General features: G+C 69.0%; 18 protein-coding genes. 9 read left to right on the forward strand and 9 right to left on the reverse strand.

Going from position 1 to position 22767, the window contains the following annotated elements:
* Positions 1–204: 204 nt before the first annotated feature.
* Together murB and murC are read right to left on the reverse strand one after the other, a co-directional pair.
* Complete coding sequence (gene murB, locus AB4Y68_RS10945; protein WP_441455699.1) at positions 205–1113, reverse strand: UDP-N-acetylmuramate dehydrogenase; 909 nt, start codon at positions 1111–1113, stop codon at positions 205–207.
* Between the two features lie 151 nt (positions 1114–1264).
* On the reverse strand, positions 1265–2710 hold the full coding sequence (murC, locus tag AB4Y68_RS10950; protein ID WP_441455700.1) for a UDP-N-acetylmuramate--L-alanine ligase: 1446 nt from the start codon (positions 2708–2710) through the stop codon (positions 1265–1267).
* Positions 2711–2997: 287 nt separating this feature from the next.
* Between murC and AB4Y68_RS10955 the strand changes: the two genes are divergently transcribed.
* From AB4Y68_RS10955 to AB4Y68_RS10965, 3 genes are all read left to right on the forward strand, one after another.
* Entirely contained in the window at positions 2998–4077 is a 1080-nt protein-coding gene (locus AB4Y68_RS10955; RefSeq protein ID WP_441455702.1) for a site-specific DNA-methyltransferase, read from the forward strand.
* A 128-nt stretch (positions 4078–4205) separates the two neighbouring features.
* Positions 4206–5315, forward strand: coding sequence for a glycosyltransferase family 4 protein (locus AB4Y68_RS10960; protein ID WP_441455704.1), 1110 nt, complete (start codon positions 4206–4208; stop codon positions 5313–5315).
* Positions 5316–5347: 32 nt separating this feature from the next.
* Positions 5348–7495: an amylo-alpha-1,6-glucosidase gene (locus tag AB4Y68_RS10965; RefSeq protein WP_441455705.1), complete on the forward strand. Its 2148-nt coding sequence runs from the start codon at positions 5348–5350 to the stop codon at positions 7493–7495.
* Here the strand turns inward: AB4Y68_RS10965 and mutY are convergent.
* Both mutY and AB4Y68_RS10975 read right to left on the reverse strand, forming a co-directional pair.
* Positions 7492–8514 (reverse strand): A/G-specific adenine glycosylase, encoded by a 1023-nt coding sequence (gene mutY / locus AB4Y68_RS10970; RefSeq protein ID WP_441455707.1) that lies wholly within the window; start codon positions 8512–8514, stop codon positions 7492–7494. The two genes, AB4Y68_RS10965 and mutY, sit on opposite strands and share 4 nt — an antisense overlap.
* 103 nt (positions 8515–8617) lie before the next feature.
* Positions 8618–9559 (reverse strand): acyl-CoA thioester hydrolase/BAAT C-terminal domain-containing protein, encoded by a 942-nt coding sequence (locus AB4Y68_RS10975; RefSeq protein ID WP_441455709.1) that lies wholly within the window; start codon positions 9557–9559, stop codon positions 8618–8620.
* Positions 9560–9711: 152 nt separating this feature from the next.
* On the opposite strand from AB4Y68_RS10975, the gene AB4Y68_RS10980 reads away from it, so the two are divergent.
* From AB4Y68_RS10980 to smc, 5 genes are all read left to right on the forward strand, one after another.
* On the forward strand, positions 9712–10275 hold the full coding sequence (locus tag AB4Y68_RS10980) for a DUF721 domain-containing protein (protein ID WP_441455711.1): 564 nt from the start codon (positions 9712–9714) through the stop codon (positions 10273–10275).
* 100 nt (positions 10276–10375) lie between these two features.
* Positions 10376–11008: a DsbA family protein gene (locus AB4Y68_RS10985; protein ID WP_441455712.1), complete on the forward strand. Its 633-nt coding sequence runs from the start codon at positions 10376–10378 to the stop codon at positions 11006–11008.
* A gap of 24 nt (positions 11009–11032) precedes the next feature.
* Positions 11033–11638 (forward strand): DsbA family protein, encoded by a 606-nt coding sequence (locus tag AB4Y68_RS10990; RefSeq protein WP_441455714.1) that lies wholly within the window; start codon positions 11033–11035, stop codon positions 11636–11638.
* Positions 11635–12261: a DsbA family protein gene (locus AB4Y68_RS10995; RefSeq protein ID WP_441455715.1), complete on the forward strand. Its 627-nt coding sequence runs from the start codon at positions 11635–11637 to the stop codon at positions 12259–12261. Before AB4Y68_RS10990 ends, AB4Y68_RS10995 begins: the two co-directional genes overlap by 4 nt.
* Positions 12262–12271: 10 nt before the next feature.
* Positions 12272–15712, forward strand: coding sequence for a chromosome segregation protein SMC (smc, locus tag AB4Y68_RS11000; protein WP_441455717.1), 3441 nt, complete (start codon positions 12272–12274; stop codon positions 15710–15712).
* A gap of 227 nt (positions 15713–15939) precedes the next feature.
* Here the strand turns inward: smc and AB4Y68_RS11005 are convergent, their stop codons facing one another.
* Positions 15940–16815 carry a WecB/TagA/CpsF family glycosyltransferase gene (locus AB4Y68_RS11005; RefSeq protein ID WP_441455718.1) on the reverse strand — a complete coding sequence of 292 codons (876 nt, stop codon included), beginning with the start codon at positions 16813–16815 and terminating at the stop codon, positions 15940–15942.
* Between the two features lie 55 nt (positions 16816–16870).
* Here AB4Y68_RS11005 and AB4Y68_RS11010 point away from each other — a divergent pair, with 55 nt between their 5' ends.
* Positions 16871–17341 (forward strand): hypothetical protein, encoded by a 471-nt coding sequence (locus AB4Y68_RS11010; protein ID WP_441455719.1) that lies wholly within the window; start codon positions 16871–16873, stop codon positions 17339–17341.
* Positions 17342–17464: 123 nt separating this feature from the next.
* Here the strand turns inward: AB4Y68_RS11010 and AB4Y68_RS11015 are convergent, their stop codons facing one another.
* The 4 genes from AB4Y68_RS11015 to murD all read right to left on the reverse strand — a co-directional run bounded on the left by AB4Y68_RS11015 (position 17465) and on the right by murD (position 22638).
* Positions 17465–18595 (reverse strand): mechanosensitive ion channel family protein, encoded by a 1131-nt coding sequence (locus AB4Y68_RS11015; protein WP_441455720.1) that lies wholly within the window; start codon positions 18593–18595, stop codon positions 17465–17467.
* A 248-nt stretch (positions 18596–18843) separates the two neighbouring features.
* A complete protein-coding gene (gene murG, locus AB4Y68_RS11020) occupies positions 18844–19926 on the reverse strand; it encodes an undecaprenyldiphospho-muramoylpentapeptide beta-N-acetylglucosaminyltransferase (RefSeq protein WP_441455721.1) in 1083 nt (360 codons plus the stop codon).
* A 13-nt stretch (positions 19927–19939) separates the two neighbouring features.
* On the reverse strand, positions 19940–21121 hold the full coding sequence (ftsW, locus tag AB4Y68_RS11025) for a putative lipid II flippase FtsW (RefSeq protein ID WP_441455722.1): 1182 nt from the start codon (positions 21119–21121) through the stop codon (positions 19940–19942).
* Positions 21118–22638, reverse strand: a complete 1521-nt coding sequence (murD, locus tag AB4Y68_RS11030; RefSeq protein WP_441455723.1) for a UDP-N-acetylmuramoyl-L-alanine--D-glutamate ligase — start codon at positions 22636–22638, stop codon at positions 21118–21120. The genes ftsW and murD overlap by 4 nt, the downstream gene beginning before the upstream one ends.
* Positions 22639–22767: the final 129 nt, after the last annotated feature.

Consider the following 22767-nt stretch of genomic DNA (forward strand, 5'->3'; position numbering starts at 1 on the left):
CCCTATCGCCTGAATACGGTTAACCAGCTGGAAACGATAGCGGGACCGAGGGCGAATTCGTTGCGTCTTCCTTCTCCCCTTGAGGGAGAAGGTGGCGCGGCGCGCAGCGACGTGACGGAGGGGGCGTCTCGACGGCTGAAGTTTGCGTCGCCCCCTCCACCACTTCGTGGTCCCCCTCCCCATGGAATGGGGAGGAAAGAGCTTTTACTTCCGGCCGATCCGCTTGATTTCCCAGTCCAGCTGAACGCCGGTCTTGGCCAGGACGTCGGTGCGAACCGCCTCGCCCAGACCTTCGATGTCGGCGGCGGTGGCGTCGCCCGGGTTGATCATGAAGTTGGAGTGCAGTTCGCTGAACCTGGCCCCTCCCCCGGTCTCGGCGTGCAGCTTGCCGCGCCAGCCCGCGTCATCGACCAGCTTCCACGACGAATGGCCCTCAGGGTTCTTGAAGGTCGAGCCGCCGGTCTTTTCGCGGATCGGCTGGGTCGTCTCGCGACGGCTGGTGATCTCGCCGATACGGGCGGAAACAGCCTCGGGAGCGTCGGGCGCGCCGCGATAGGTCGCCTCCATCCAGATGATGTCGGCGGGGGCGTTGGAATGGCGATAGGTGTAGCCGAAGTCGGCCAGCACCAACTCGATGCGCTGCCCCCGACGGGTCAGGCCCCAGGCCGAGACCAGAACGTCCTTGGTTTCCGCGCCGTAGCAGCCCGCGTTCATGGTCAGGGCGCCGCCGATGGTGCCCGGAATGCCCGCATAGAACTCCAGCCCGGCGATGCCCGCCTTGGCCGAGGCCTTGGCCACCATGGAGTCCAGCGCGCCCGCGCCGACGGTCAGGGTCTCGCCCTCGGTCGTGATGGCGGCGAAGGCGCGACCCGCCAGACGGATCACCACGCCCTCGACCCCGCCGTCGCGCACGATCAGGTTGGAGCCCACGCCGATGATGGTGACCGGCACAGCCTCGGGCAGAGCCTTGAGGAAATCGGCCAGATCGTCAGCGTCCGCCGGGATGAACAGGGCGTCCGCCGCCCCGCCGACGCGGAACCAGGTGTAGGGCCCCAGCGGCTCGTTCAGCAGCAGCTTGCCGCGCACGGCGGGGAGGGTGTCAGTCCAGGACATCTATTAATCCGCTCATCCCGGCGGACGCCGGGATCCAGTTCTTTGGCTGCATCCAGCCGTTTGGCGTTCCGACCGATGTAGGGCGGCAAAGGCGCGTCGTGAAGCTCTCACTGGATCCCGGCGTCCGCCGGGATGAGCGGGAGCCAATGATCTAGGCGAGGGCTTCAAGCTGCGCCGGCAGGGCGTAGGCCCAGCTGGTGATGTCTCCGGCGCCGAGCAGGACGACCAGATCGCCCGGCCTGGCTTCGTCCTTGATGACGCGCGGCAGGACGGCGGCGTTTTCGAGGGCGGCGACCTGACGGTGGCCATAGCGGCGGATGCCGTCGACCAGAGCATGCTTGTCGACGCCTTCGATCGGCTGCTCGCCCGCCGGATAGACGTCGGCGACCAGAACGCTGTCGGCATCCGAGAAACAGGTGGAGAAGTCGGCCATCAGGTCGCGCAGGCGAGTGTAGCGATGCGGCTGGACCACGGCGATGACGCGCCCTGGGGCCTCGGCGTTCTGGACGACCTGACGGGCGGCCTTCAGCACGGCGGCGATCTCCACCGGGTGGTGGCCGTAATCGTCGATGATGCGCACGCCGCCGACCACGCCCGTGGTGGTGAAGCGCCGCTTGACCCCGCCGAAGCCGGCCAGACCGGCGCGCAGGGCGTCGTCGTCCACGCCCAGTTCGCGGGCCACGGCGATGGCCGCCAGCGAGTTGGAGACGTTGTGCCAGCCGGCCATGGGCAGATAGAGGCCCTCGATCCGCGTCGGCTCGTCCAGAGCGGCCAGACCCTGGCCCTGCACCACCACGTCGAAGCGGGCGCCGTCAGGCGACATCTGCACATTCTCGGCGCGGACCATGGCCTGCGGATTCAGGCCATAGGTGACCAGGCGGCGGTTATCGATCTTGGCCGCCAGCTTCTGCACTTCCGGGTGGTCCAGGCAGACCACGCCGAAGCCGTAGAAGGGAATGTCCTCGATGAAGTCACAGAAGGCCTTCTTGACCGCATCGAAGTCGCCGTAGTGGTCCAGGTGTTCCGGGTCGATGTTGGTGATGATCGCCACAGTGCATTTCAGGCGCAGGAAGCTGCCGTCGCTCTCGTCGGCCTCGACCACGATCCAGTCGCCCTCGCCCACCTTGGCGTTGGTGCCGTAGGCGTTGATGATGCCGCCGTTGACCACCGTCGGGTCCAGACCCGCCGCGTCCAGCAGACAGGCGACCATCGAGGTCGTCGTGGTCTTGCCGTGGGTGCCGCCGACGCCGATCGAGAATTGCAGACGCATCAGCTCGGCCAGCATCTCGGCCCGGCGGACCAGGGGAATGCGGCGCTCGCGCGCGACGACCAGTTCCGGGTTCGTCGCCTTGACTGCGGTCGAATAGACCACCGCCGAGACGCCCTCGGTCACGTGCGCCGCGTCATGGCCGATGTAGATGCGGGCGCCCAGGCGCTCCAGCCGCTCGGTATTGGCGCTGGCCTTGGCGTCCGAGCCCTGCACCTGATAGCCGATCTTCAGCATGATTTCGGCGATGCCGCTCATGCCGATGCCGCCGATGCCGACGAAGTGGACAGGCCCAAGGGCGAACGGGACGGGACGAAGGCGTGCGATCATCCCAGCGCATTAGCAAGCCGCGCGCCCGATTGCACGACCCTGTTTCCTCCTCCCCTTGCGCGGGAAGGTGGCGGCCGCAGGCCGACGGATGAAGGGTTTCGCAGAGGTTGGATGAGCGAGCAGGGTCAATGTCCCGCAACCCCTCATCCGACCTCGCTCCGCTCGGCCACCTTCTCCCGCAAGGGGAGAAGGGTTCTCTCGATTTGCCGGGATCTTAAGTTTGGTTACTCCGCCTTAACCGTAAGGATTCACCATAAGCGTCTCATCTGTCCGGGGCCGCTTATTCCATGTCCGAGTTGAAGACCGACGTCATCCTGCGGGGCGATTGCATCGAGGTGCTGAAGGGCCTGCCGGACAAGTCGGTGGACATGGTCTTCGCCGATCCGCCCTATAACCTGCAACTGGGCGGCGACCTGCTGCGCCCCGACAATTCCAAGGTCGACGCGGTCGACGACGACTGGGACAAGTTCGACAGCTTCGCCGCCTATGACGCCTTCACCCGCGCCTGGCTGGGCGAATGCCGCCGGGTGCTGAAGGACGAGGGTTCGCTCTGGGTCATCGGCAGCTACCACAACATCTTCCGGCTGGGCTCGGCGATGCAGGACCTGGGCTTCTGGGTGCTGAACGACATCATCTGGCGCAAGTCCAACCCGATGCCGAACTTCAAGGGCACGCGCTTCACCAACGCCCATGAGACCCTGATCTGGGCCGCCAAGTCGCGCGAGCAGAAGCGCTACACCTTCAACTACGACGCCATGAAGGTCTTCAACGAAGACACCCAGATGCGCTCGGACTGGACCCTGGCCCTGTGCACCGGGGCCGAGCGGATCAAGGACGAGAACGGCGACAAGGCCCACCCGACCCAGAAGCCCGAGGGCCTGCTGCACCGGGTCATCCTGTCGGCCTCGCGTCCCGGCGACGTCATCCTGGACCCCTTCTTCGGCACCGGCACCACCGGGGCCGCGGCCAAGCGTCTGGGCCGCCGTTTCATCGGCATCGAACGCGACGAAGGCTACGCCAAGGTGGCCGAAAAGCGCATCAAGGCCGTCATCCCGACCGCGCCCGAGGATCTGGTCGTCACCGGCTCCAAGCGGGCCGAGGTCAAGGTGCCGTTCGGCGCCCTGGTCGAAGCGGGTCTTCTGGCCCCCGGCGACAAGCTCTACTGCCCCAAGGGCGACCATGAGGCCCGCGTGCGGGCCGACGGTTCGCTGGTGTCCGGCTCCATGAGCGGCTCGATCCACAAGCTGGGCGCCCTGCTAGAAAACGCCCCGGCCTGCAACGGTTGGACCTACTGGCGGTTCAAGACCGATACGGGCCTGCGCCCCATCGACGCCCTGCGCGCCGAGATCCGCGCCGGGATGCAGTAGGCCGAGGATGGAAGGGTTCCGGTAAGCGCCGGGCGGGACTGACAAATATCGCTCCAGCCAAGCTGGAACCCCCCTTCATCGGCCTGTGTTGAGGATTCTAGCGCCATCGGGGGCGCTGGAGTCGGATCATGAAGATTGCTCAGGTCACGCCCCTCTACGAGGCGGTGCCGCCCCGGCTTTACGGCGGCACGGAACGGGTCGTGGCCCATCTGACGGACGCCCTGGTCGATCTGGGGCACGACGTCACCCTGTTCGCCAGCGCCGACGCTGAGACACGCGCGCGGCTGGTGCCGGTGCGCGATCAGGCCATCCGGCTGGACCCGGAGCCGCTGAAATCCGACATGGCCGCGCATATGACCATGCTGGCCGAGGTGCTGGATCGCGCCGACGACTTCGACGTGATCCATTTTCACACCGACATGGCGCATTTCCCCTTCTTCCGCGCTCTGGCGGACAAGACGGTCACCACCCTGCACGGGCGGCTCGACCTGAAGGACCTGGCGGAGGTCTATGAGCGCTGGCCCGAGTTCGGCCTGGTCTCCATCTCCGACGATCAACGCCGCCCCCTGCCCGGCGCCAACTGGAAGGCGACCGTGCACCACGGAATGTCGGGGGACCTCTATCGCTTCTCGCCGAAGACCGAGGGCTATCTGGCCTTCCTGGGGCGCATCTCGCCCGAGAAGCGTCCCGACCGCGCGATCGATATCGCCATGCGCCTGGGCAAGCCGCTGAAGATCGCGGCCAAGGTCGATGCGGCGGACAAGACCTATTGGGAAACCGTCATCCGGCCCATGATCGACGGCAATCCCCTGATCGAATTCATCGGCGAAATCGGCGACGCGCGGAAGTCCGCCTTCCTCGGTGGGGCTGAAGCCCTGCTCTTCCCCATCGACTGGCCCGAGCCGTTCGGACTGGTGATGATCGAGGCCATGGCCTGCGGCACGCCGGTCGTGGCATTCCGCTGCGGGTCGACGCCGGAAATCATCGAGGACGGCGCCACCGGCTTTCTGGTGGACACGCTGGAACAGGCCGTGGCCGCCGCCGGCCGGGCGCACAGACTGGACCGCGACGCGATCCGGGCGCGGTTCGATCTGCGCTTCTCGGCCACGGCCATGGCCCGGCGCTATCTCGACGTTTACGGCGACCTGCTGGCCCGACGCCCTTTCGCGGTCGATGTTCTGGACGACAGCCCGGCGCGACCCTTTCGCGAAGCGCGCAGTTTCGCCGGCCGCGTCTGAACCCTTTCGTCCCTCTGGCCATTAGGTAGAGCATGGACGACGCCTATTCGGTCCAGACCACCGCCGCCGACAACAGCGATCAGGACGGGCTAGAGACCCTGATGGCGCTGAAGGACTGCGACACCTTCCTGGTCGCGGACCATTGGGGCGATGTGAAGAGCGGCGCCGACGGCCTGTTCGATCAGGACACGCGGATGCTGTCGCATTTCGTCCTGACGGTCGGGCGGGCGCGGCCGTCGCGGCTCAGTTCTGGCGTGACCGAGGACAACGTCTTCTTCACCTGCCATTCGACCAACCGCCCCCTGCCGCCCATGGGCGGGCGCTCGGCCCCGGCGGGGGTGTTGCATCTGGAGCGACGCCGCTTCCTCTGGGACAAGAGGCTGTTCGAGCGGGTGCGGATGGTCAACCACGGCATCGAGGACATCCTGTTGCCGCTGGCCTTCGAATTCGGGGCCGACTTCGCCGACATCTTCCAGGTGCGGGGCACGGCGCGAGCGGCGCGCGGCGAATTTCATCCGCCCGTCATGGACGGACGCAGGGTGACCTTCAGCTACACCGGACTGGATCAGGTCACGCGAACCAGTTGCCTGGCCTTTTCCGAGCCGCCCGCGCGGCTGAGCCCGAACCGGGCCGAGTTCATGTTCAGCCTGCCCAAGGGCAAGCAACTGGATCTGTTCATCGAATGCGGTCTGGACGTCTGCGACGCGCCGGACCAGGAGCGCTGGCGCTGGAACTCCATCCAGGCGCGTCTGGCCATGCGCAAACGGCTGCGGCGAGGCGCGGGCGTGCTGGCTCCGCGCAATCCGCGCGTCAACGACTGGCTGAGGCAGTCGCGCACGGACGTGGCCCTGCTGACCACCGACCTGCCGACCGGCCCCTACCCCTACGCCGGCGTGCCGTGGTTCTCGACCCCGTTCGGGCGAGACGGGATCATCACCGCCTGGCAGATGCTGTGGATCGATCCCAGCCTGGCCAAGGGGGTGCTGACCTATCTGGCGGCGCGCCAGGCGACCGAGGTCAACGCCTTCATGGATTCCGCGCCCGGCAAGATCATGCACGAGACGCGCGGCGGCGAGATGTCCGCGCTCGGCGAGGTGCCGTTCGGCCTCTATTACGGAGGGGTCGACACCACCTGCCTGTTCATCGCCCTGGCCGGCGCCTACGCCCATCGCACGGGCGATCTGGCGACCATCCGCGCCATGTGGCCGAACCTGATCGCGGCGGCCGGCTGGATGACCGACTACGGCGACAGTAACGGCGACGGCCTGATCGACTATGCGCGGGGGGCGGACACCGGACTGTCCAATCAGGGCTGGAAGGATTCCGAGGACTCCATCTTCTACAGCGACGGACGCTTTCCCAAGGGGCCGATCGCCCTGCTGGAGGTGCAGGGCTACGCCTATGCCGCGTGGAAGGCGCTGGCCAGAATGGGCGAACTGCTGGGCGACGGGCGCGTGGAGGAATGGAGGGCTCAGGCCGAGCGTGTGCGCGCTGCGGTCGAGGAGCGCTACTGGATGGAGGACGAAGGCTTCTACGCCATCGCTCTGGACGGCGACGGCGAGCAGTGCCGCGCCATCGGATCGAACGCCGGCCACCTGCTGTTCAGCGGCCTGCCCTCGCACGAGAGGGCGCGGCGGGTGACGCGGCGGATGCTGACGGCCGAGTTCCGCTCGGGCTGGGGCCTGCGGACCCTGGGCAAGGGCCAGACGCGCTTCAATCCGATGAGCTATCACAACGGCTCGGTCTGGCCGCACGACACGGCCATGGCGGCGGCCGGCATGGCGCGCTATGGCGAGCGGCGCGCGGTGGCCATGCTGCTGGGCGAGATCTTCGGCGCGGCGGCGCATTTCGAGCTTCGCCTGCCCGAACTGTTCTGCGGCTTCATCCGCGAGACCGGTGAGCCGCCCATCGCCTATCCGGTCGCCTGCCTGCCCCAGGCCTGGGCGGCGGGATCGGTCTTCCTGATGCTGCAATCGGTGCTGGGCGTGTCGATCAATGCGGCGGAGGGTCTGGTCGAGGTGTCCAACCCCGCCCTGCCCGTCGGCCTCGACCGGCTGTCGATCATCGATCTCGCGGTCGGCGACGGCGCCATCGACCTGAACTTCCAGCGGCTGGACAAGCACGTCGTCGTCATGCCGCGCGAACGGCGCGGGACGGTCAGCCTGCGCGCGACGGGCTAGGCCGCCAGCCCCCGCTCCAGCGCCTTGCGGAACACCGTCGGCAGCGAGGCCAGCGCCGGGTCCGCCTCGGTCCACAGGAAGTCGCCTTCGCCCGCCTCGCCGACATGGACGGTCAGGGTCAGGCTGAAGTGGGTGAAGACGTGCTCGACCGCCCCCGCTTCGCGCCAATCCGACAGGGCCGGCGGATCAAAGGCGGGCGCCGCGCTCCAGTCCGAGGTCGGCAGGCCGACCATCCCGCCCAGCAGCCCCTTGTCCGGCCGCCGCACCAGGGCGACCCGACCGTCGGCGTCGCGCAGCACGAAGGCGTGACCCAGCCGGTGCGGCCGCGCGGCCTTCTTGGTCTTCAGCGGATAGCGTTCGGGCGAACCCGTGCTCAGCCCCTCGCAGCCGAAAGCCAGGGGGCAGAGATCGCACGACGGCGACTTGGGCCGACAGACGCCGGAGCCGAGATCCATCAGGGCCTGGGGCCAGTCGCCAGGCCGGTCGTCGCTGACGAAGAGGGCGGCCAGCCGCTTCAGCTCGGGCCGAGCGGCGGGCAGCGGCGTCTCGACCGCGAACAGGCGGCTCATGACCCGTTCGACATTGCCGTCCACGACATTGGCGGGCCGCTCGAAGGCGATGGCGGCGACGGCGGCGGCGGTATAGGCGCCCACGCCCGGCAGGGCCAGCAGGGCCGCCTCGCTGTCCGGGAAGACGCCGCCGTGGTCGCTGGCCACGGCCCGCGCGCAGGCCAGCAGGTTGCGGGCGCGGGCGTAGTAGCCCAGCCCCGCCCAGGCGGCCATCAGTTCGGCGTCCTCAACCGCCGCCAGATCGCTCACCGTCGGCCAGCGCGTGGTGAAGCGCTCGAAATAGGGCGCGGCGTGCGGCACCGTCGTCTGCTGCAGCATGACCTCGGACAGCCAGACTCGGTAAGGCTCCGTGCGCTCGCCCGACCCTGGCGGCGCGCGCCACGGCAGGGCCCGCGCATGGACGTCGTACCAATCAAGCAGGGCGGCGCGGAGGAAGGGGACGTCGAGCATCGCCGCCTTCTTAGCGTCATCCCGGAAAGCGCGCAGCGCTTATCGGGACCGCAGGACATGAAGGTCAGGAAAATATGCCGCCCGAAACCCGCAACGCCCCCCGTCAGTCAGCCAAGGCCTGCTTCAGGAATGCGACCGTCTTGGGCCAGACGTCGGCGCGGGCCGCGCTTACGCCTTCGGCGGTTCCACCGAGGAACAACAGACCGGCGGCCTGTTGCGGAGCCACGGCGCCAAGCGGCGGCCCGAACACCGCATGGCCCGCACCGACATAGTTCAGATGGGTGACGCCGTGTCGGAAGCCTCGCGCCTTCAGGCGCGCGACGATCCGTTCGGCCATGTCTGCGGACGGCCACAGGCCGTCGTCATCGCTCGACACCAGCAGGATCGGACCGGCGATCCGCTCTACCGCGATCTCGGCCTCCGGCGAGGCTGTCGGCAGACTGTCGGCATAGAGGCGGTAAACGCCTTGAAATCCATTCGACATATTATAGGGCACGTAGGGCAAGGAACGGCCCTCGGCGGTCCAGGACGCACCCGTCGGGCCGCCGGTCTGGTCGATGCCTTGCCACAGCACATGAGTCGGAACCGCCGCGACGACGGCCTTGATCCGGTCGTCCCGACTGGCGACCAGCAGCGCCAGTTCTGCGCCCTTCGACACGCCGACGACGGCGACGGGCTCGCCGGCGTTGGGGCCGGCTTTCAGCCAGGCGATCGCCCGACCCACCGGTTCGATCGGGACAAGGTCCAACTTGGGAGGCTGGCCCGGCTCCCCGAAATAGGACACGGCCAGGGCGTCCAGCCCGTCGGCCGCCAGCCTGCGCGCCACGGCGCGGGCGCCCCCAAGTCCCCCTTCGGACCCGCCCAGCACCACCACCGCGCCTCGCGCCGCCTTGGCCGGATCGGCGGGATAATATTCGGCGGCCAGGCCGTCGTCGCGGACGACTGTGGGAGCTGACGCCGAGATCGGAGCCGGGCTTTGAGCGTGAGCGGACACGGGCGGTCCCATCAGACACAGGACGGCGAAGGCGGCGGTGAAGCGGGACATCTCGCTCTCCATTAATTGAAGAGTACTTTTTAATTTAAAGTTCATTACATGTCTATGCACGGATAAGCGCGCCGCTGCGGTTTAATAATCCGACGAAGCCGTCCCGGCTCTAGGCCCTTCGGCTTCGACCGGGATGACGCTATGGTGCGTCGATGCGTCGTCCTCTGCCCACCGAAAGCGAAGCCCGCGAAATCCTGGCCCGACGCCGGACGCGCCCTCCGTTGCGCCCGCCTCCCCCGGCCGGCCGGTCGCTGGCTCCGCTGATCAAGAAGCTGGACGCCCAGTTCGGGCGCGGCGCCGGCGCGCTGGAGCCGCGCTGGCGCGAGATCGTCGGCGAGCGCCTGGCCCGCGTCACCCGCCCCCAGAAACTGACCAAGGGCCGCGGCGGCGCCGGGGGGACGCTGGAGCTGCGTGTGGCCGGCCCCGCCGCCCTGCTGGTCCAGCATCAGTCCGAGGACATCCTCCAGCGGGTGAACCTGTTCCTCGGCGCCGGATCGGTCGAGAAGCTGCGCATCGCCCAGGGGCCGGTGAAGCCCCTGCCCGAAGGCGGCGCCAAGCCGCGGCCGCGCGGCCAGGCGGTCCTGCCGCCCCTGCCTGCCTCGGTCGAAGCCGACCTGGCCGCCGCCGTCGAGGACGCCCCCGACGGGCTCAAGGCCGCCCTGCGCAAACTGGGTCGCGCCGTGCTGTCGCAGCCCCCCGAAAATGAGCGCCGTTGACAAACCTTCGCCGCACCTGTTCTCGACAAATAAGCGGATCGCGCGCGTCTTAGGGAATCGCGCCATCCTTCAGAGTCACACTCTCGCCCAAGGACGACCCATGGCTACGTTCCGTTACGCTTCGATGAGCCGCCGCGCGGCCCTGACCGCCGCCGCTCTGGCCGCCATGGCCACCGTCGCCGGCTGCACCGCCAAGACCGGCGGCGCCGCCCAGGGCGACATGGCGATTGGCGCGGGCGAAGACGCCAAGGTCACGGTCGTCGAATATGCCTCGGTCACCTGCGGCCACTGCGCCGCCTGGAACGAGGAAGTGTGGCCGGAATTCAAGACCAAGTATGTGGACACCAAGAAGGTCCGCTACGTCTTCCGCGAATTCCCGACCCCGCCGCAGGACATCGCCGTCGCCGGCTTCCTGATCGCGCGCTGCGCCGGACCGGACAAGTATTTCGACGTCGTCCACGACATCATGGCCAGCCAGAAGGAATGGATGGCGGGCGTCGCCCCGCGCAGCACCCTGTTCCGTGCCGCCGCCGCAGCGGGTCTGAGCCAACAGCAGACCGAGGACTGCATCCGCGACAAGGCCGCCATCGAAGAGATGAGCAAGCGCATCAAGGCGGGCATCGACGCCGGCGTGACCGGCACGCCGACCTTCCTGGTCAACGGCACCAAGGTGCTCGACAGCAGCCTGTCGAGCCTGTCGGAAGCCATCGACGCGGAACTGGCCAAGAAATAATCTCAAACGGGCGGGGGCGTGGCGATGTTGAGGAAACTGGCAGGGGCCGCGGCCCTGACTGTCGCGCTGGCGCTGGCCGCTTGCGGCGGCAAGAATGCGGCCCCCGCCGAAGGCGACATGGCTCTGGGCGCGCCCGAGGGCGCCACGGTGACGGTGGTCGAATACGCCTCCGTCACCTGCGGCGTCTGCGCCGCCTGGAACGAGGAAGTCTGGCCTGAGTTCAAGGCCAAGTACGTGGACACCAACAAGGTCCGCTACGTCTTCCGCGAATTCCCCACCCCGCCCCAGGACGTGGCGGTGGCCGGATTCCTGCTGGCGCGCTGCGCGGGCGAGGACAAGTACTTCCATGTGATCGACCAGATGATGCGGTCCCTGCCCGAACTGCATTCCGGGACCCCGGCGCGCGACATCCTGCTGCGCACTGCACGTGAGGCTGGCCTAAGCGAAACCCAGTTTCAGACCTGCGTGGCCGACCCGGCAAGCGTCGCCGCGATGGAAAAACGCATCAAGATGGCTCAGGACGCTGGTGTGACCGGCACCCCCACCTTCATGATCAACGGCGAAACTGTCCGCGACCCTTCGCTGGACAGCCTGTCGCAACGCATCGATTCCCTTCTGGTGACGAAATGAACATGAAGACCCTGTGGTGCGCCCTGCCTCTGGCGGCGGCGCTGATGACCGCCGCGCCCGCCCTGGCAGCCGATCCGGCCCCGACGCCCGTGCCGCCGGTGACCGCCACCGACCGGGTGCTGGGCCGCGCCGACGCCCCGGTGACGGTGATCGAATACGCCTCCTTCACCTGCAGCCATTGCGCCGCCTGGACCAATGAGGTTCTGCCGGACTTCAAGGCCCGCTATATCGACACGGGCAAGGTCAAGCTGGTCTTCCGCGACCTGCCGACCCAGCCGGCCCAGGTGGCGGCCACCGCCGCCGCCATCGGCCGCTGCGCCGCGCCGGACAAGTTCTTCGACGTGGCCCATCACTTCATGGCCGGTCAGGCCGCCGCCTTCGCCAGCGGCGACGCCCGCGACTGGTACATGGGCGCCATCGCCGTCAGCGGCCGCACCCAGGCTCAGATCGAGGCCTGCCTGGCCGACCCGGCGACGGGCCAGACGCTGCAGCGCGACGTGGAAGCCGCTGTCGCGGCGGGCGTGGACGGCACCCCGACCTTCTTCGTCAACGGCAAGCGCGCCATCGACCATTCGATCGAAACCCTGTCGGCGGCCATCGACCCGCTGATCAAGGGACGCTAATCGACCGCCCATGCAATTCCAGCGACTGAAGCTCGTCGGCTTCAAATCCTTCGTCGACGCGGCGGAAGTTCAGATCGAGTCCGGCCTGACCGGCGTGGTCGGGCCGAACGGCTGCGGCAAGTCCAACGTGCTGGAAAGCCTGCGCTGGGTCATGGGCGCCAACTCGGCCAAGGCCATGCGCGGCCAGGGCATGGACGACGTCATCTTCGCCGGCGCCGCGGGCCGACCGCCGCGCAGCCACGCCGAAGTCGTCCTGACCATCGACAACGCCCAGAAGCGCGCGCCCCAGCCCTTTACCGACAGTCCGGTGCTCGAGGTTTCGCGCCGCATCGACCGGGGCCAGGGCTCGACCTATCGCATCAACGGCAAGGAGGTCCGCGCCCGCGACGTCCAACTGCTGTTCGCCGACGCCTCCACCGGAGCCAACTCGCCCGCCCTGGTGCGTCAGGGCCAGATTTCGGAACTGATCGCGGCCAAGCCGCAGAACCGGCGAAGGATTCTGGAAGAGGCGGGCGGCGTCGCCGGTCTGCACACCCGTCGGCACGAGGCGGAGTTGCGGCTGAAGGCGGCGGAGACCAACCTTGACCGGCTGGACGACATCGGCCGCGAGCTGGAGACGGCCCTGAACCGGCTGAAGCGCGAGGCGCGTCAGGCCGAGAAGTACAAGAAGATTTCGGCCGAGATCCGCGCCCTGCAGGCCGCCCTGCTGTTCGTGCGCTGGAACGACGCCAAGACGGCGGCCGAGACGGCGGCCCAGGAGTTGCGCGACGCCGACCGCGCCGTGGCCGAAGCCACGACCGCCGCCGCCAAGGCCCAGACCGACGCCCTGAAGGCGCAGGAGGCGATGAAGCCCGCACGGGAAGAGGACGCCGTCGCCGGCGCCCTGCTGCACCGGGCCACGCTGGAACGCGACCGCCTCGACATGGCCGAACAGGCCGCCCGCGCCGAGGTCGACCGGCTGAAGGCCGAAGCCGCCCGGATCAACGCCGACGTCGAGCGCGAAGAGCGCATGGCCGCCGACGCCCAGCGCGAACTGGACCGGCTGGATCACGAACTGACGAAGCTAAAGGCCGAGATCGCCGCCGCCCCCGAGCGCGGCCCCGAGCTTGAAAAGGCGCTGCTGGCCGCCGAGGACGCCCGCAAGGCCGCCGACGGCGAGGTAGAACGCCTGGCCGGGACCCTGGCCGCCGTCGAGGCCCGCGCCAACGCCGAAAGCGCCCGGAAGCGCGACGCCGAGGCCCGTCTGGCCCGTGTCGTCGGCCAGTTCGAACAGGCCAAACGCGAACGCGAGGCCCTCGGCCCGCTGGAGACGCCGGAACTGGCGACCGCCCGCACGGCGCTGGAAACGGCCCAGGCCGAACTGACCGCCGCCCGCGAGGCCGTGGAAGCCGCCGAGGCCGCGCGCGGCGATCTGGCCCGCGCCGAGGCCGAGGCCCGCACCACCGCCCGCGCCGCAGAAGACCGGCTAGGTCGCCTTCAGACCGAGGCGCGCGGGCTGGCGCAACTGCTGGTCAGCGGCAAGCGCGACCACCCGCCCGCGCTGGACAAGGTGTCGGCGGCCAAGGGTTACGAGGCGGCGCTGGCCGCGGCTCTGGGCGACGATCTGGACGCCGCGCTGGACGCCCGCGCCGCTGCTCACTGGGCGGGCGCCGACGCGCCCTCCCCGGTCTGGCCGGAGGGCGTGACGCCGCTGTCCGCCCATGTCACCGCGCCCGCCGAACTGACCGCCCGTCTAACCCTGTGCGTCGTCGCCAACCAGTCCGACGCGCCGCGTCTGGCCAAGCTATTGCCTCCAGGCGCCCGCCTGGTGACGGTCGAGGGCGACCTCTATCGCTGGGACGGCTTCGTCAGCCGCGCCGAGGCGCCGCGCCCCGCCGCCGTGCGACTGGCCCAGCGCACCCGGCTGGCCGAACTGGAAGCCGAGATCGACACGGGCAAACCCGCGCTGGAGGCGGCACAAGCGGCTCAGAAGACGGCGACCGAGGCCTTCCGCGCGGCCGAGGAGGCGGTGAAGACCGCCCGCCTCAAACCCTTCGCCGCCGACAAGGCCGTGACCGCCGGTCGCGACCGGGTCGAGAGCCTGATGCGCGACCAGACCCGCCGCGAAGCCCGCGCCCAGGCGCTGGACGAAACCGTCGCCCGTCTGGACGGCGAGGTCGCCGAGGCCAGGGCCGCGCTGGAGGCCGCGCAGTCGGTCGAGGCCCCGTCCGAGACGATCGCCGGGCTGCGCGACGAACTGGCCGCCGCGCGCCTCAATGCCGACGCGGCCCGGCAAGCGGCCCAGACCGCCCGCTCGACCCGCGACGAGGAAGCTAGAGACCGCGCCGGGCGCGAACAGCGTCTGGGCAGCCTGAGCCGCGCCCAGGAGGGCTGGGCCGGACGCTCCAAGGAAAGCGCCGCCCGCGTCGCCGCCCTGGGCAAGGACGCCGACAAGACCGCCGCCAAGTTGAAGCAGGCCGAGATCGCGCCGCAAGGTTTCGCCGAACAGCGCGGCACATTGATGGACGCCCTGATCGCCGCCGAGACGCGCAAGAGCGCCTCAGCTGAGGCCCTCAGCCTGGCCGAAACCACGGCGGGCGACAGCGACCGCGACAGCCGCGCCGCCGAGGCGGCCGCCGGGGCCGCGCGCGAGGCCCGCGCCGGTCTGGCCGCCCGCGCCGAGGCCGCGACCGAGCGTCTGGCCGAGGCCGAGGCCAACGTCCGCGAGACGGCGCAGATGTCGCCGGACGAACTGGGCCAGAAGCTGGTCGACGACGCCATCGCCCGCCCGCCGGACACCGCCGGCGCCGAGAGCCTGCTGTCCGGGCTGGAACGCGAGCGCGAGGCCCTGGGCGCGGTCAACCTGCGCGCCGAGGACGAGGCCAACGAGTACGGCGAGCGTCTGGGCGCCATGAAGTCGGAACGCATCGACCTGACCCAGGCGATCGCCAAGCTGCGCGACGGCATCGACGAGCTGAACGCCGAGGGCCGTGAGCGGCTGGTGGCGGCGTTCGACGTCATCAACGCCAACTTCAAGGCCCTGTTCGAGGCCCTGTTCGGCGGCGGTCAGGCGGAGCTGAAGCTGGTCGAGAGCGACGATCCGCTGGAAGCCGGTCTGGAAATTTACGCCTGCCCGCCCGGCAAGCGGCTGTCGGTGATGAGCCTGATGTCCGGCGGCGAGCAGGCCCTGACGGCGGCGGCGCTGATCTTCGGCGTCTTCCTGGCCAATCCGGCGCCCGTCTGCGTGCTGGACGAGGTGGACGCGCCGCTGGACGACGCCAACGTCGACCGCTTCTGCCGGATGCTGCACGAAATGCGCTCGCGCACCGACACCCGCTTCATCGTCATCACCCACAATCCGGTGACCATGAGCCGGATGGACCGCCTGTACGGCGTCACCATGCCCGAGCGCGGCATGAGCCAGCTGGTCAGCGTCAACCTGAACCAGGCCGAGCAGATCGTGGCGGCTTAGTCGGAAGCGTCCGTTCGATGCGGGCGCAAAAAACAGAGTCCAATTCGTCTGAATAGTCTGAAATCAGCGCGGCGGTCTCCCTGTCAGCGCGCCTCGAACCCGACGCCTTGACCAGTATGGGGGCTTGGTGGGGCGCGTCAGGTCGATCCCGTCTGTTTCAGACGAAGTCGTGGGAATTCAGGGCCTCGGCCAGCGTCATTGCGATGGCTCGGCGAGGCGCCCAGAATTCAGCGCTTCTTGCGCTGCATCGCCGCCCGCACGTCGCCCAAGGCCGGTCCGATCAGGAACCAGGGCTCGACGCAGTAGCGGGCGAACAGGCGTCTTGGGTCGGCGAACAGGCGGAACAGCCATTCAACGCCGAGCCGCCCCATCCAGCGTGGCGCCGCCTTCTGAACCCCGGCCTCATAATCGAAGGCCGCGCCGACCGGCAGGATGACGGCCTGAGGGAGGGCCTCGATGTTGTCGGCGATCCACAGCTCCTGACGCGGCATGCCCATGCCGACGAACAGGATGTCCGGCTGGAACTCGACGATGGCGGCCAAAACGGCGGTATTGCCCAGCGATCCCGGCGCAGCGTCGAAATAGCCGGACAGGCCGCTGATCACCGCCCCCGGATAGCGCCAGCCCAGACGTTCCGCCGCCGTGGTCGCCACCCCTTCGGCGCCGCCGACATAGAGGACGCGCCAGCTCTTGCGGTTGGCCAGGCTCCAGAACTGGTCGCGCCAGTCCAGATAGGTGCAGCGGTGGAAGGGTCGGCTGTGCAGCCCCAGCAGCCGGGTGAAGTGGATCAGGGGCGCGGAATCCAGCTCCACCACCTCGGCCATGTCGTACAGCCGGCGCATCCCCGGCGTGCGGGGCAAGAGATACAGGCTGTGCAGGTTGTGGTTGGCGATGACGCTGCGACGGCCGGCCTCGACGCAGCGTTCGAGGTGCAGCAGCACTTCCTCGGGCCGCATCAGGTCGACGGTTTCGCCCAGGATGCGGACGCGCTCTTCCGGTCGGCGCGCCTGGCGGAACGGGCGACGTTGGCGCGCCCGCCGGTCGGGCGCGGCGGCAGCAAGATCGACTCCGAGCGGCTCCTGATACATGGCTTGTCTGTACACGCGCCGCCTCAACGGGCGGTTGGCGGACGCGGTTAACGAAACACGGGATGCCCGGATGAAGCGAGCCCTTACGGCGGCGACAATCGCCGCCTCGACCCTGCTGGCGACAGCGGCGGTCGGTCAGGACCACGCCCTGGTCCTGACCGGCGTGGGCCGGTTCGCGGTCTTCGCCGACGCGGCCTCGATCACGCCCGACGGCGCCCCCAGGAACTCAAGCGTGCGGATGCGCTCGCTGCAGGTCAGCGAAGAAGACATGGTCATCGGCGGCGTCGCCTATTCCGGCGGCTGGTCCTGGTGGCGGTTCGACTGCGCGGCGCAGACGGCGGACCGGCTGGACTTCGCCTCGCTGAAGGCTGACGGGACGGAGGGGCCCATCACGCCGGAAAACGCCCCGCCCTACGCCATTGCGCCCGGCGGGGACGCGGCGGAATTGGCGGCCGTGGCCTGTGGGACGGAGGCTGGTCCGACCGATGCGGTCAGCACGGCCGACGCCGTGCGCATCGGACGCCAGCGGATGAAGGACTGAGCTTCTCCCTCCCCTTCATGGGGAGGGTAGCTGACGCGCAGCGTCAGACGGGTGGGGACGCTTTGGCAATCAGACATCGCGCTCCGTTTCACCACGCCCTCCCCACCCGGCTTCGCCTTCGGCTCAGCCACCCTCCCCATGAAGGGGAGGGAGAATTTCGCGAACCGCCCGATCCATATCCACCCGATCCCGCGGCAGGGCCTGGGGGCATTCGTCGCGCATGAAGGCCAGCATCTTCTCGCGCACCTCGCAGCGCAGGTCGAAGGCCAGCGAGGCGTTCCTGGCGCTGGTCAGGCAGCGGACCTGAGCGACGCGCTCGGTGATGTCCGTCACCTGCAGGGCCACCACGTCGCCGTCCCAGTGGGGCGAGGCGTGGGCGATGGCCTCCAGCTTGACCCGCAGCCGGTCTATCGGCGCCTCGTAGTCGACATAGAGGAAGGCGACGCCGATCAGGCTGGAATTGTCGCGGGTCCAGTTCTGGAACGGCTTCTGGATGAAATAGGTCAGCGGCAGGATCATCCGCCGCCAGTCCCACAGCTTGACCACGACGTAGGTCGAGGTGATCTCCTCGACCCGGCCCCACTCCCCTTCGACGATGACGGCGTCGTCCAGGCGGATCGGCTGGGCCGTGGCGATCTGGATGCCGGCCAGCAGGTTGGTCAGGAAGGGTTGCAACGCCAGACCGGCGACGATGCCGACCACGCCCGCCGAGGCCAGCAGCGACAGCCCCCATTGCCGCACGCCCGGAATGGTCAGCAGCGCCAGGCCCAGCGTGATCAGGCCGATCAGGATGGCCGCCACCCGCTGCAGGATGCGCGTCTGGGTGACGTGCTTGCGGGCCAGGAGGTTGTCCTCCGTGTCCATATTGAACTTCTTCAGATGGACGATGGCCCCCATGTCCACCGCGCCCGCCAACATCCAGCCGCACACCAGGATGAAGCCGAACAACAGGGTGCGCCGGATGAAGAGCGATGGCTCGGGGTCCAGGGGCGAGACCGTCACCGCCAGGGCCAGGGCGATGATCATCACGGCGATCCGCACCTTGAGCCGGGCTCGACCCAGCATCCCCTTCCAGAAAACGTCGCGGTTGCGCACGGCCAGTTTCAGCAGGGCGAAGACCACCTGGTTCGCCGCCCAGCCGATGAAGACGAAGACGACCGTGATGATCGAGATCACGGCCCATTCGGGCAGCCAGTGGAACTGATTCCACAGAGCGAAAACGGAGTGGGTCAGGTCGATGACGAACTGGGGCATGGATGCAGCCTAGCTGGGGCGTAAGGCTGCGTCATCCCGCATCCACCCTCTCCCGATGGGAGAGGGCTTGAGCCTCCAAGAGCGCAGCGATTGGCAAGGCGAAAGGGTGAGGGTTCCCAGCCGTCCGTCGGCGCAAGCCGCCGCGCCACGGCTGACGCCGACTGAACGCATAGCCCCTCACCCTTTCGCGCAGAATGATCGCTTCGCTCTCGTGCGCTCAAGCCCTCTCCCGCCGGGAGAGGGTCTGCTCAGGCCGCCGCCTCGACCAGATCGGCCAGACGGGCGGCAGCGTCGGGGATGGCGACCGAGCGGGCGGCGGCGGACATGGCCGCCAGCCTGGCCGGGTCCGACAGGATGTCCATCAGAGCCGCGGTCAGGCTGTCGACCGTCAGATCGTCCTCGGCGATGACGCGGGCGGCGCCGGCCTCGGACAGGGCGCGGGCGTTCAGGGTCTGGTGGTCGTCCATGGCGATCTTGAGCGGGATCAGCACGGACGGCAGGGCCGCGACCGCCAGTTCCGAACAGGTCGAGGCCCCGGCGCGGCCGATGACCAGATGCGCCTTCGACAGGCGGTCGGCCATGTCGCGGAAGAAGGGGGCGACCTCGGCCTCGATGCCGGCGTCGAGATAGATCTGACGGGCGCTCTCCAGCGTCTCGGGTCGCGACTGCTGCTGCACCTTCAGACGGTCCCGGATCGCCTCGGGCAGCGCCGCCAGGGCGCGGGGCGCGGTCTCGGACAGGATGCGGGCGCCTTGGCTGCCGCCGGTCACCAGCACGTGGATCGGGCCGTCGGCGGCCGGCGCGGTGTAGGGGCGGTCGAACAGGGCGCGGATGTCGGGACGCACCGGGTTGCCGACGACCTGGGCGCGGGCCTTCACCGGCTCGGGCGCGCGGCCGAGCGTCGGAAAGGCCGAGGCCACGCCGTCGACGCGCGGGGCCAGCATCCGGTTGGTGCGGCCCAGGACAGCGTTCTGTTCATGGATCAGGGTCGGGCGCTTTTGCAGAATGGCCGCGACCAGGGCCGGGGCGGACGGATAGCCGCCGAAGCCCACCACCACGTCGGCGTCCAGCCGGTTGAACGCCGACTTGGCCTGCCCCACCCCGCGCAGGATGGCCAGACCGGCTTTCAGCAGGCCGACGGGGCCCGATCCCGTAGCCGCGTCCAGCGCCAGACGTTCCTCGGCGGGGAAGGCGTGGGCGTACTTCTCGCCGCGCGCGTCGGTGGCCAGCACCACGCGCCAGCCGCGCGAGGCCAGTTCGCGGGCCAGAGCCTCGGCGGGGAACATGTGGCCCCCAGTGCCTCCGGCGGCGACGACGCAGACCTTGTTCATGGCAGGCACTCTCTTACGGCAGCAGGCGACGGCGCGGCGGCGAAATGTTGGAGCCTGGCTCATAGGCCCCAGGACGGCGTCGGGTCAGGGCCAGGGCGAACCCCATGGTCAGCCCCATGGCCATCATGGACGAGCCGCCATAGCTGATGAAGGGCAGCGTCATGCCCTTGGTCGGGATCAGATTCAGGTTCACCGCGACATTGATGCAGGCCTGCAGCCCGATCAGCATGAACAGGCCAGCCGCCGCCGTCTGCTCGAACGGGTCGTTCAGCTTCATCGCCCGGCGCATGCCGCGAATGACGATGAAGGCGTAGAGGCCGATCAGGATCAGGCTGAGAACCAGGCCGAACTCCTCGGCGCCGACCGAATAGATGAAGTCGGTGTGCAGGTCGGGGACCGAACGTTTCATCACCCCCTCGCCGATGCCGCGTCCGACCAGACCGCCCGCGCGGATGGCTTCGGACGCCTTGTCGATCTGGTGGGTGTCGGTCGTCTCGGGCGACATGAAGCGGCTGAGGCGGTCGCGCATGTGGCTGAACATGAAATACAGCGACACCACCCCGCCCGCGCCCATGGCGGCGATGACGGCGACCCATTTCAGCGGCACCCCGGCCATGAAGAAGACGGCCATGAAGGTGGTGGTGATCAGCAGGGTCTGGCCGATGTCGGGCTGGATCAGCAGCAGGCCGACGGTCAGGGCCCACAGGCCGAAGCCGATGCTGACGCCGGGAACCCCCTGCCCCTTCTGCGCCTCGGCGAACATCCAGGCGGCGAAGATGATCAGGCCGGGCTTGGCGAACTCGGACGGCTGCAGGCTGAACGGGCCGAGGTTCACCCAGCGCGCGGCGCCCTTCACCGTGTCGCCGATGAAGGGCAGGGCCGCCATGACCACAATGGCCCCGAACAGGGCCAGCACCGCGATCCGCCGCACCCCGCGCGGCGACAGCAGGGAGGTGGTCAGCATCAGGGCCGTGCCCATGCTCGCCCAGACGATCATCCGCCATGAATAGTGGAAGGGATCGGTGATCGATTCGTCCGCCAGAATGGCGGCGGGACTGGAGGCGAAGCTGAGCGAAACGCCCAGGGCCACCAGGGTCAGGGCCGCGCCCAGCAGGCCGCGGTCCACGGTCCAGAACCAGCGCGCGATCAGGCTCTGGTCATTGCGCGAAAAGGGATGGCTGTAGCTCTGGCTCATGCGGCGGGCTCAGGCTTGGCGCCCAGCGCCAGCACGGCGGCGCGGAAGGCTTCGCCCCGCACCTCGAAATCGGGGAACTGGTCGAAGCTGGCGCAGGCGGGCGACAGCAGCACGACCTGCTCGCCGCCGGCCTTGGCCGCGTCGGCGGCGGCCAATTCGACCGCGCGCTCCATCGTGTGAGCGACGACGTGCGGCGTGTCAGACAGGGTGACAGAAAAGGCGTCGGCGGCCTCGCCGATCAGATAGGCCTTGGCGACGTGGGGGAAGAGGTCGCGCAGACTGTCGATGCCGCCCTCCTTGGCCTTGCCGCCCGCGATCCAGAAGACCGAGGGGTAGGAGGCCAGGGCCTGACGCGCGGCGTCGGCGTTGGTGCCCTTGGAGTCGTTGATGAAGCGGACGCCGCCGAGACGGCCCACGGCCTCCATCCGGTGCGCCAGACCGGGGAAGGTGAGCAGGCCTTGGACCGCCGCGTCATGCGACACGCCGAGCGCGCGGGCGGCGGCATAGGCGAAGGCGGCGTTCTGGGCGTTGTGACGGCCGGGCAGAGAGCGGGCGGCGGAGAGGTCGGCGACGGGCTGGCCTTTGCAGGAGAGAGAACCGGGCGCGGCCACATACCCTTCTCCCCTTGCGGGAGAAGGTGGGCCCGAAGGGGCCGGATGAGGGGTTGCGCCGACAGAAGGTTCAAGCACGCTTTCGGATCGGGAGAGAGACCCCTCATCCGTCAGGCTTCGCCTGCCACCTTCTCTCGCAAGGGGAGAAGGACCGGTTGCGACGGTTTCGACCCGCCGCCCCTGCGCCCGCAGGTCCGCTGCAATCCCCCGCCCCCAGGCCTCGTCCACGCCAACCAGCGCCAGCGCCTCGTCGCCCTGCCCCTGGAAGATGCGGCGCTTGGCGGCGACATAGCCCTCCATGCCGCCGTGACGATCCAGATGATCAGGGCTGATGTTGGTCAGGATGGCGACGTCGGGCGCGAAACTGGTGGTCAGATCCAACTGATAGGACGAGACCTCGATGACATAGACGGCCTCTGGCGTCGGCTGCGGCAGGGCCAAAACCCCGATGCCGATATTGCCGCCGATGTGGACGGTCAGGCCCGCCCGTTTCAGCACCCAGCCGATCAGGGCCGTGGTCGTAGACTTGCCGTTGGTGCCGGTGATGGCGACGACGCGGGGGCGCGCCTCACTCGGCAAGGCGGCTAGGGCGCGAGCGAACAGTTCGATGTCGCCGATGACCGGCACGCCCGCCTGATGGGCGCGCTCCACGGTCCAGTGCGGCTTGGGATGGGTCAGCGGCGCGCCGGGCGACAGGACCAGGGCGGCGAAGCCCGACCAGTCGGCGCGGGTCAGGTCCTCGACCACGAAGCCCTCGGCCTCGGCCTGCATCCGGCCCGAGACGCCGTCGTCCCACAGGACAGGGACGGCGCCGCCAGCCTGAAGCGCGCGTGCGGCGGTGATCCCGGAACGGCCCAGGCCGAAGACCGCAACACGACGCCCCTCGAAACCGGGAACCGGGATCACCCCTGACCTCCGTCATCCTCGGGCTTGTCCCCAGGATTCAGAGACACCGACATCAGCCGTCCTGTCTCAACGTCGAACGTCGAGGGTCTGGATCCTCGCCCCAGGGGCGAGGATGACGCAGAGGAAAAG

It is taken from the genome of Brevundimonas sp. 2YAF1 (assembly GCF_052114745.1).
In the GTDB taxonomy this organism is placed as follows: domain Bacteria; phylum Pseudomonadota; class Alphaproteobacteria; order Caulobacterales; family Caulobacteraceae; genus Brevundimonas.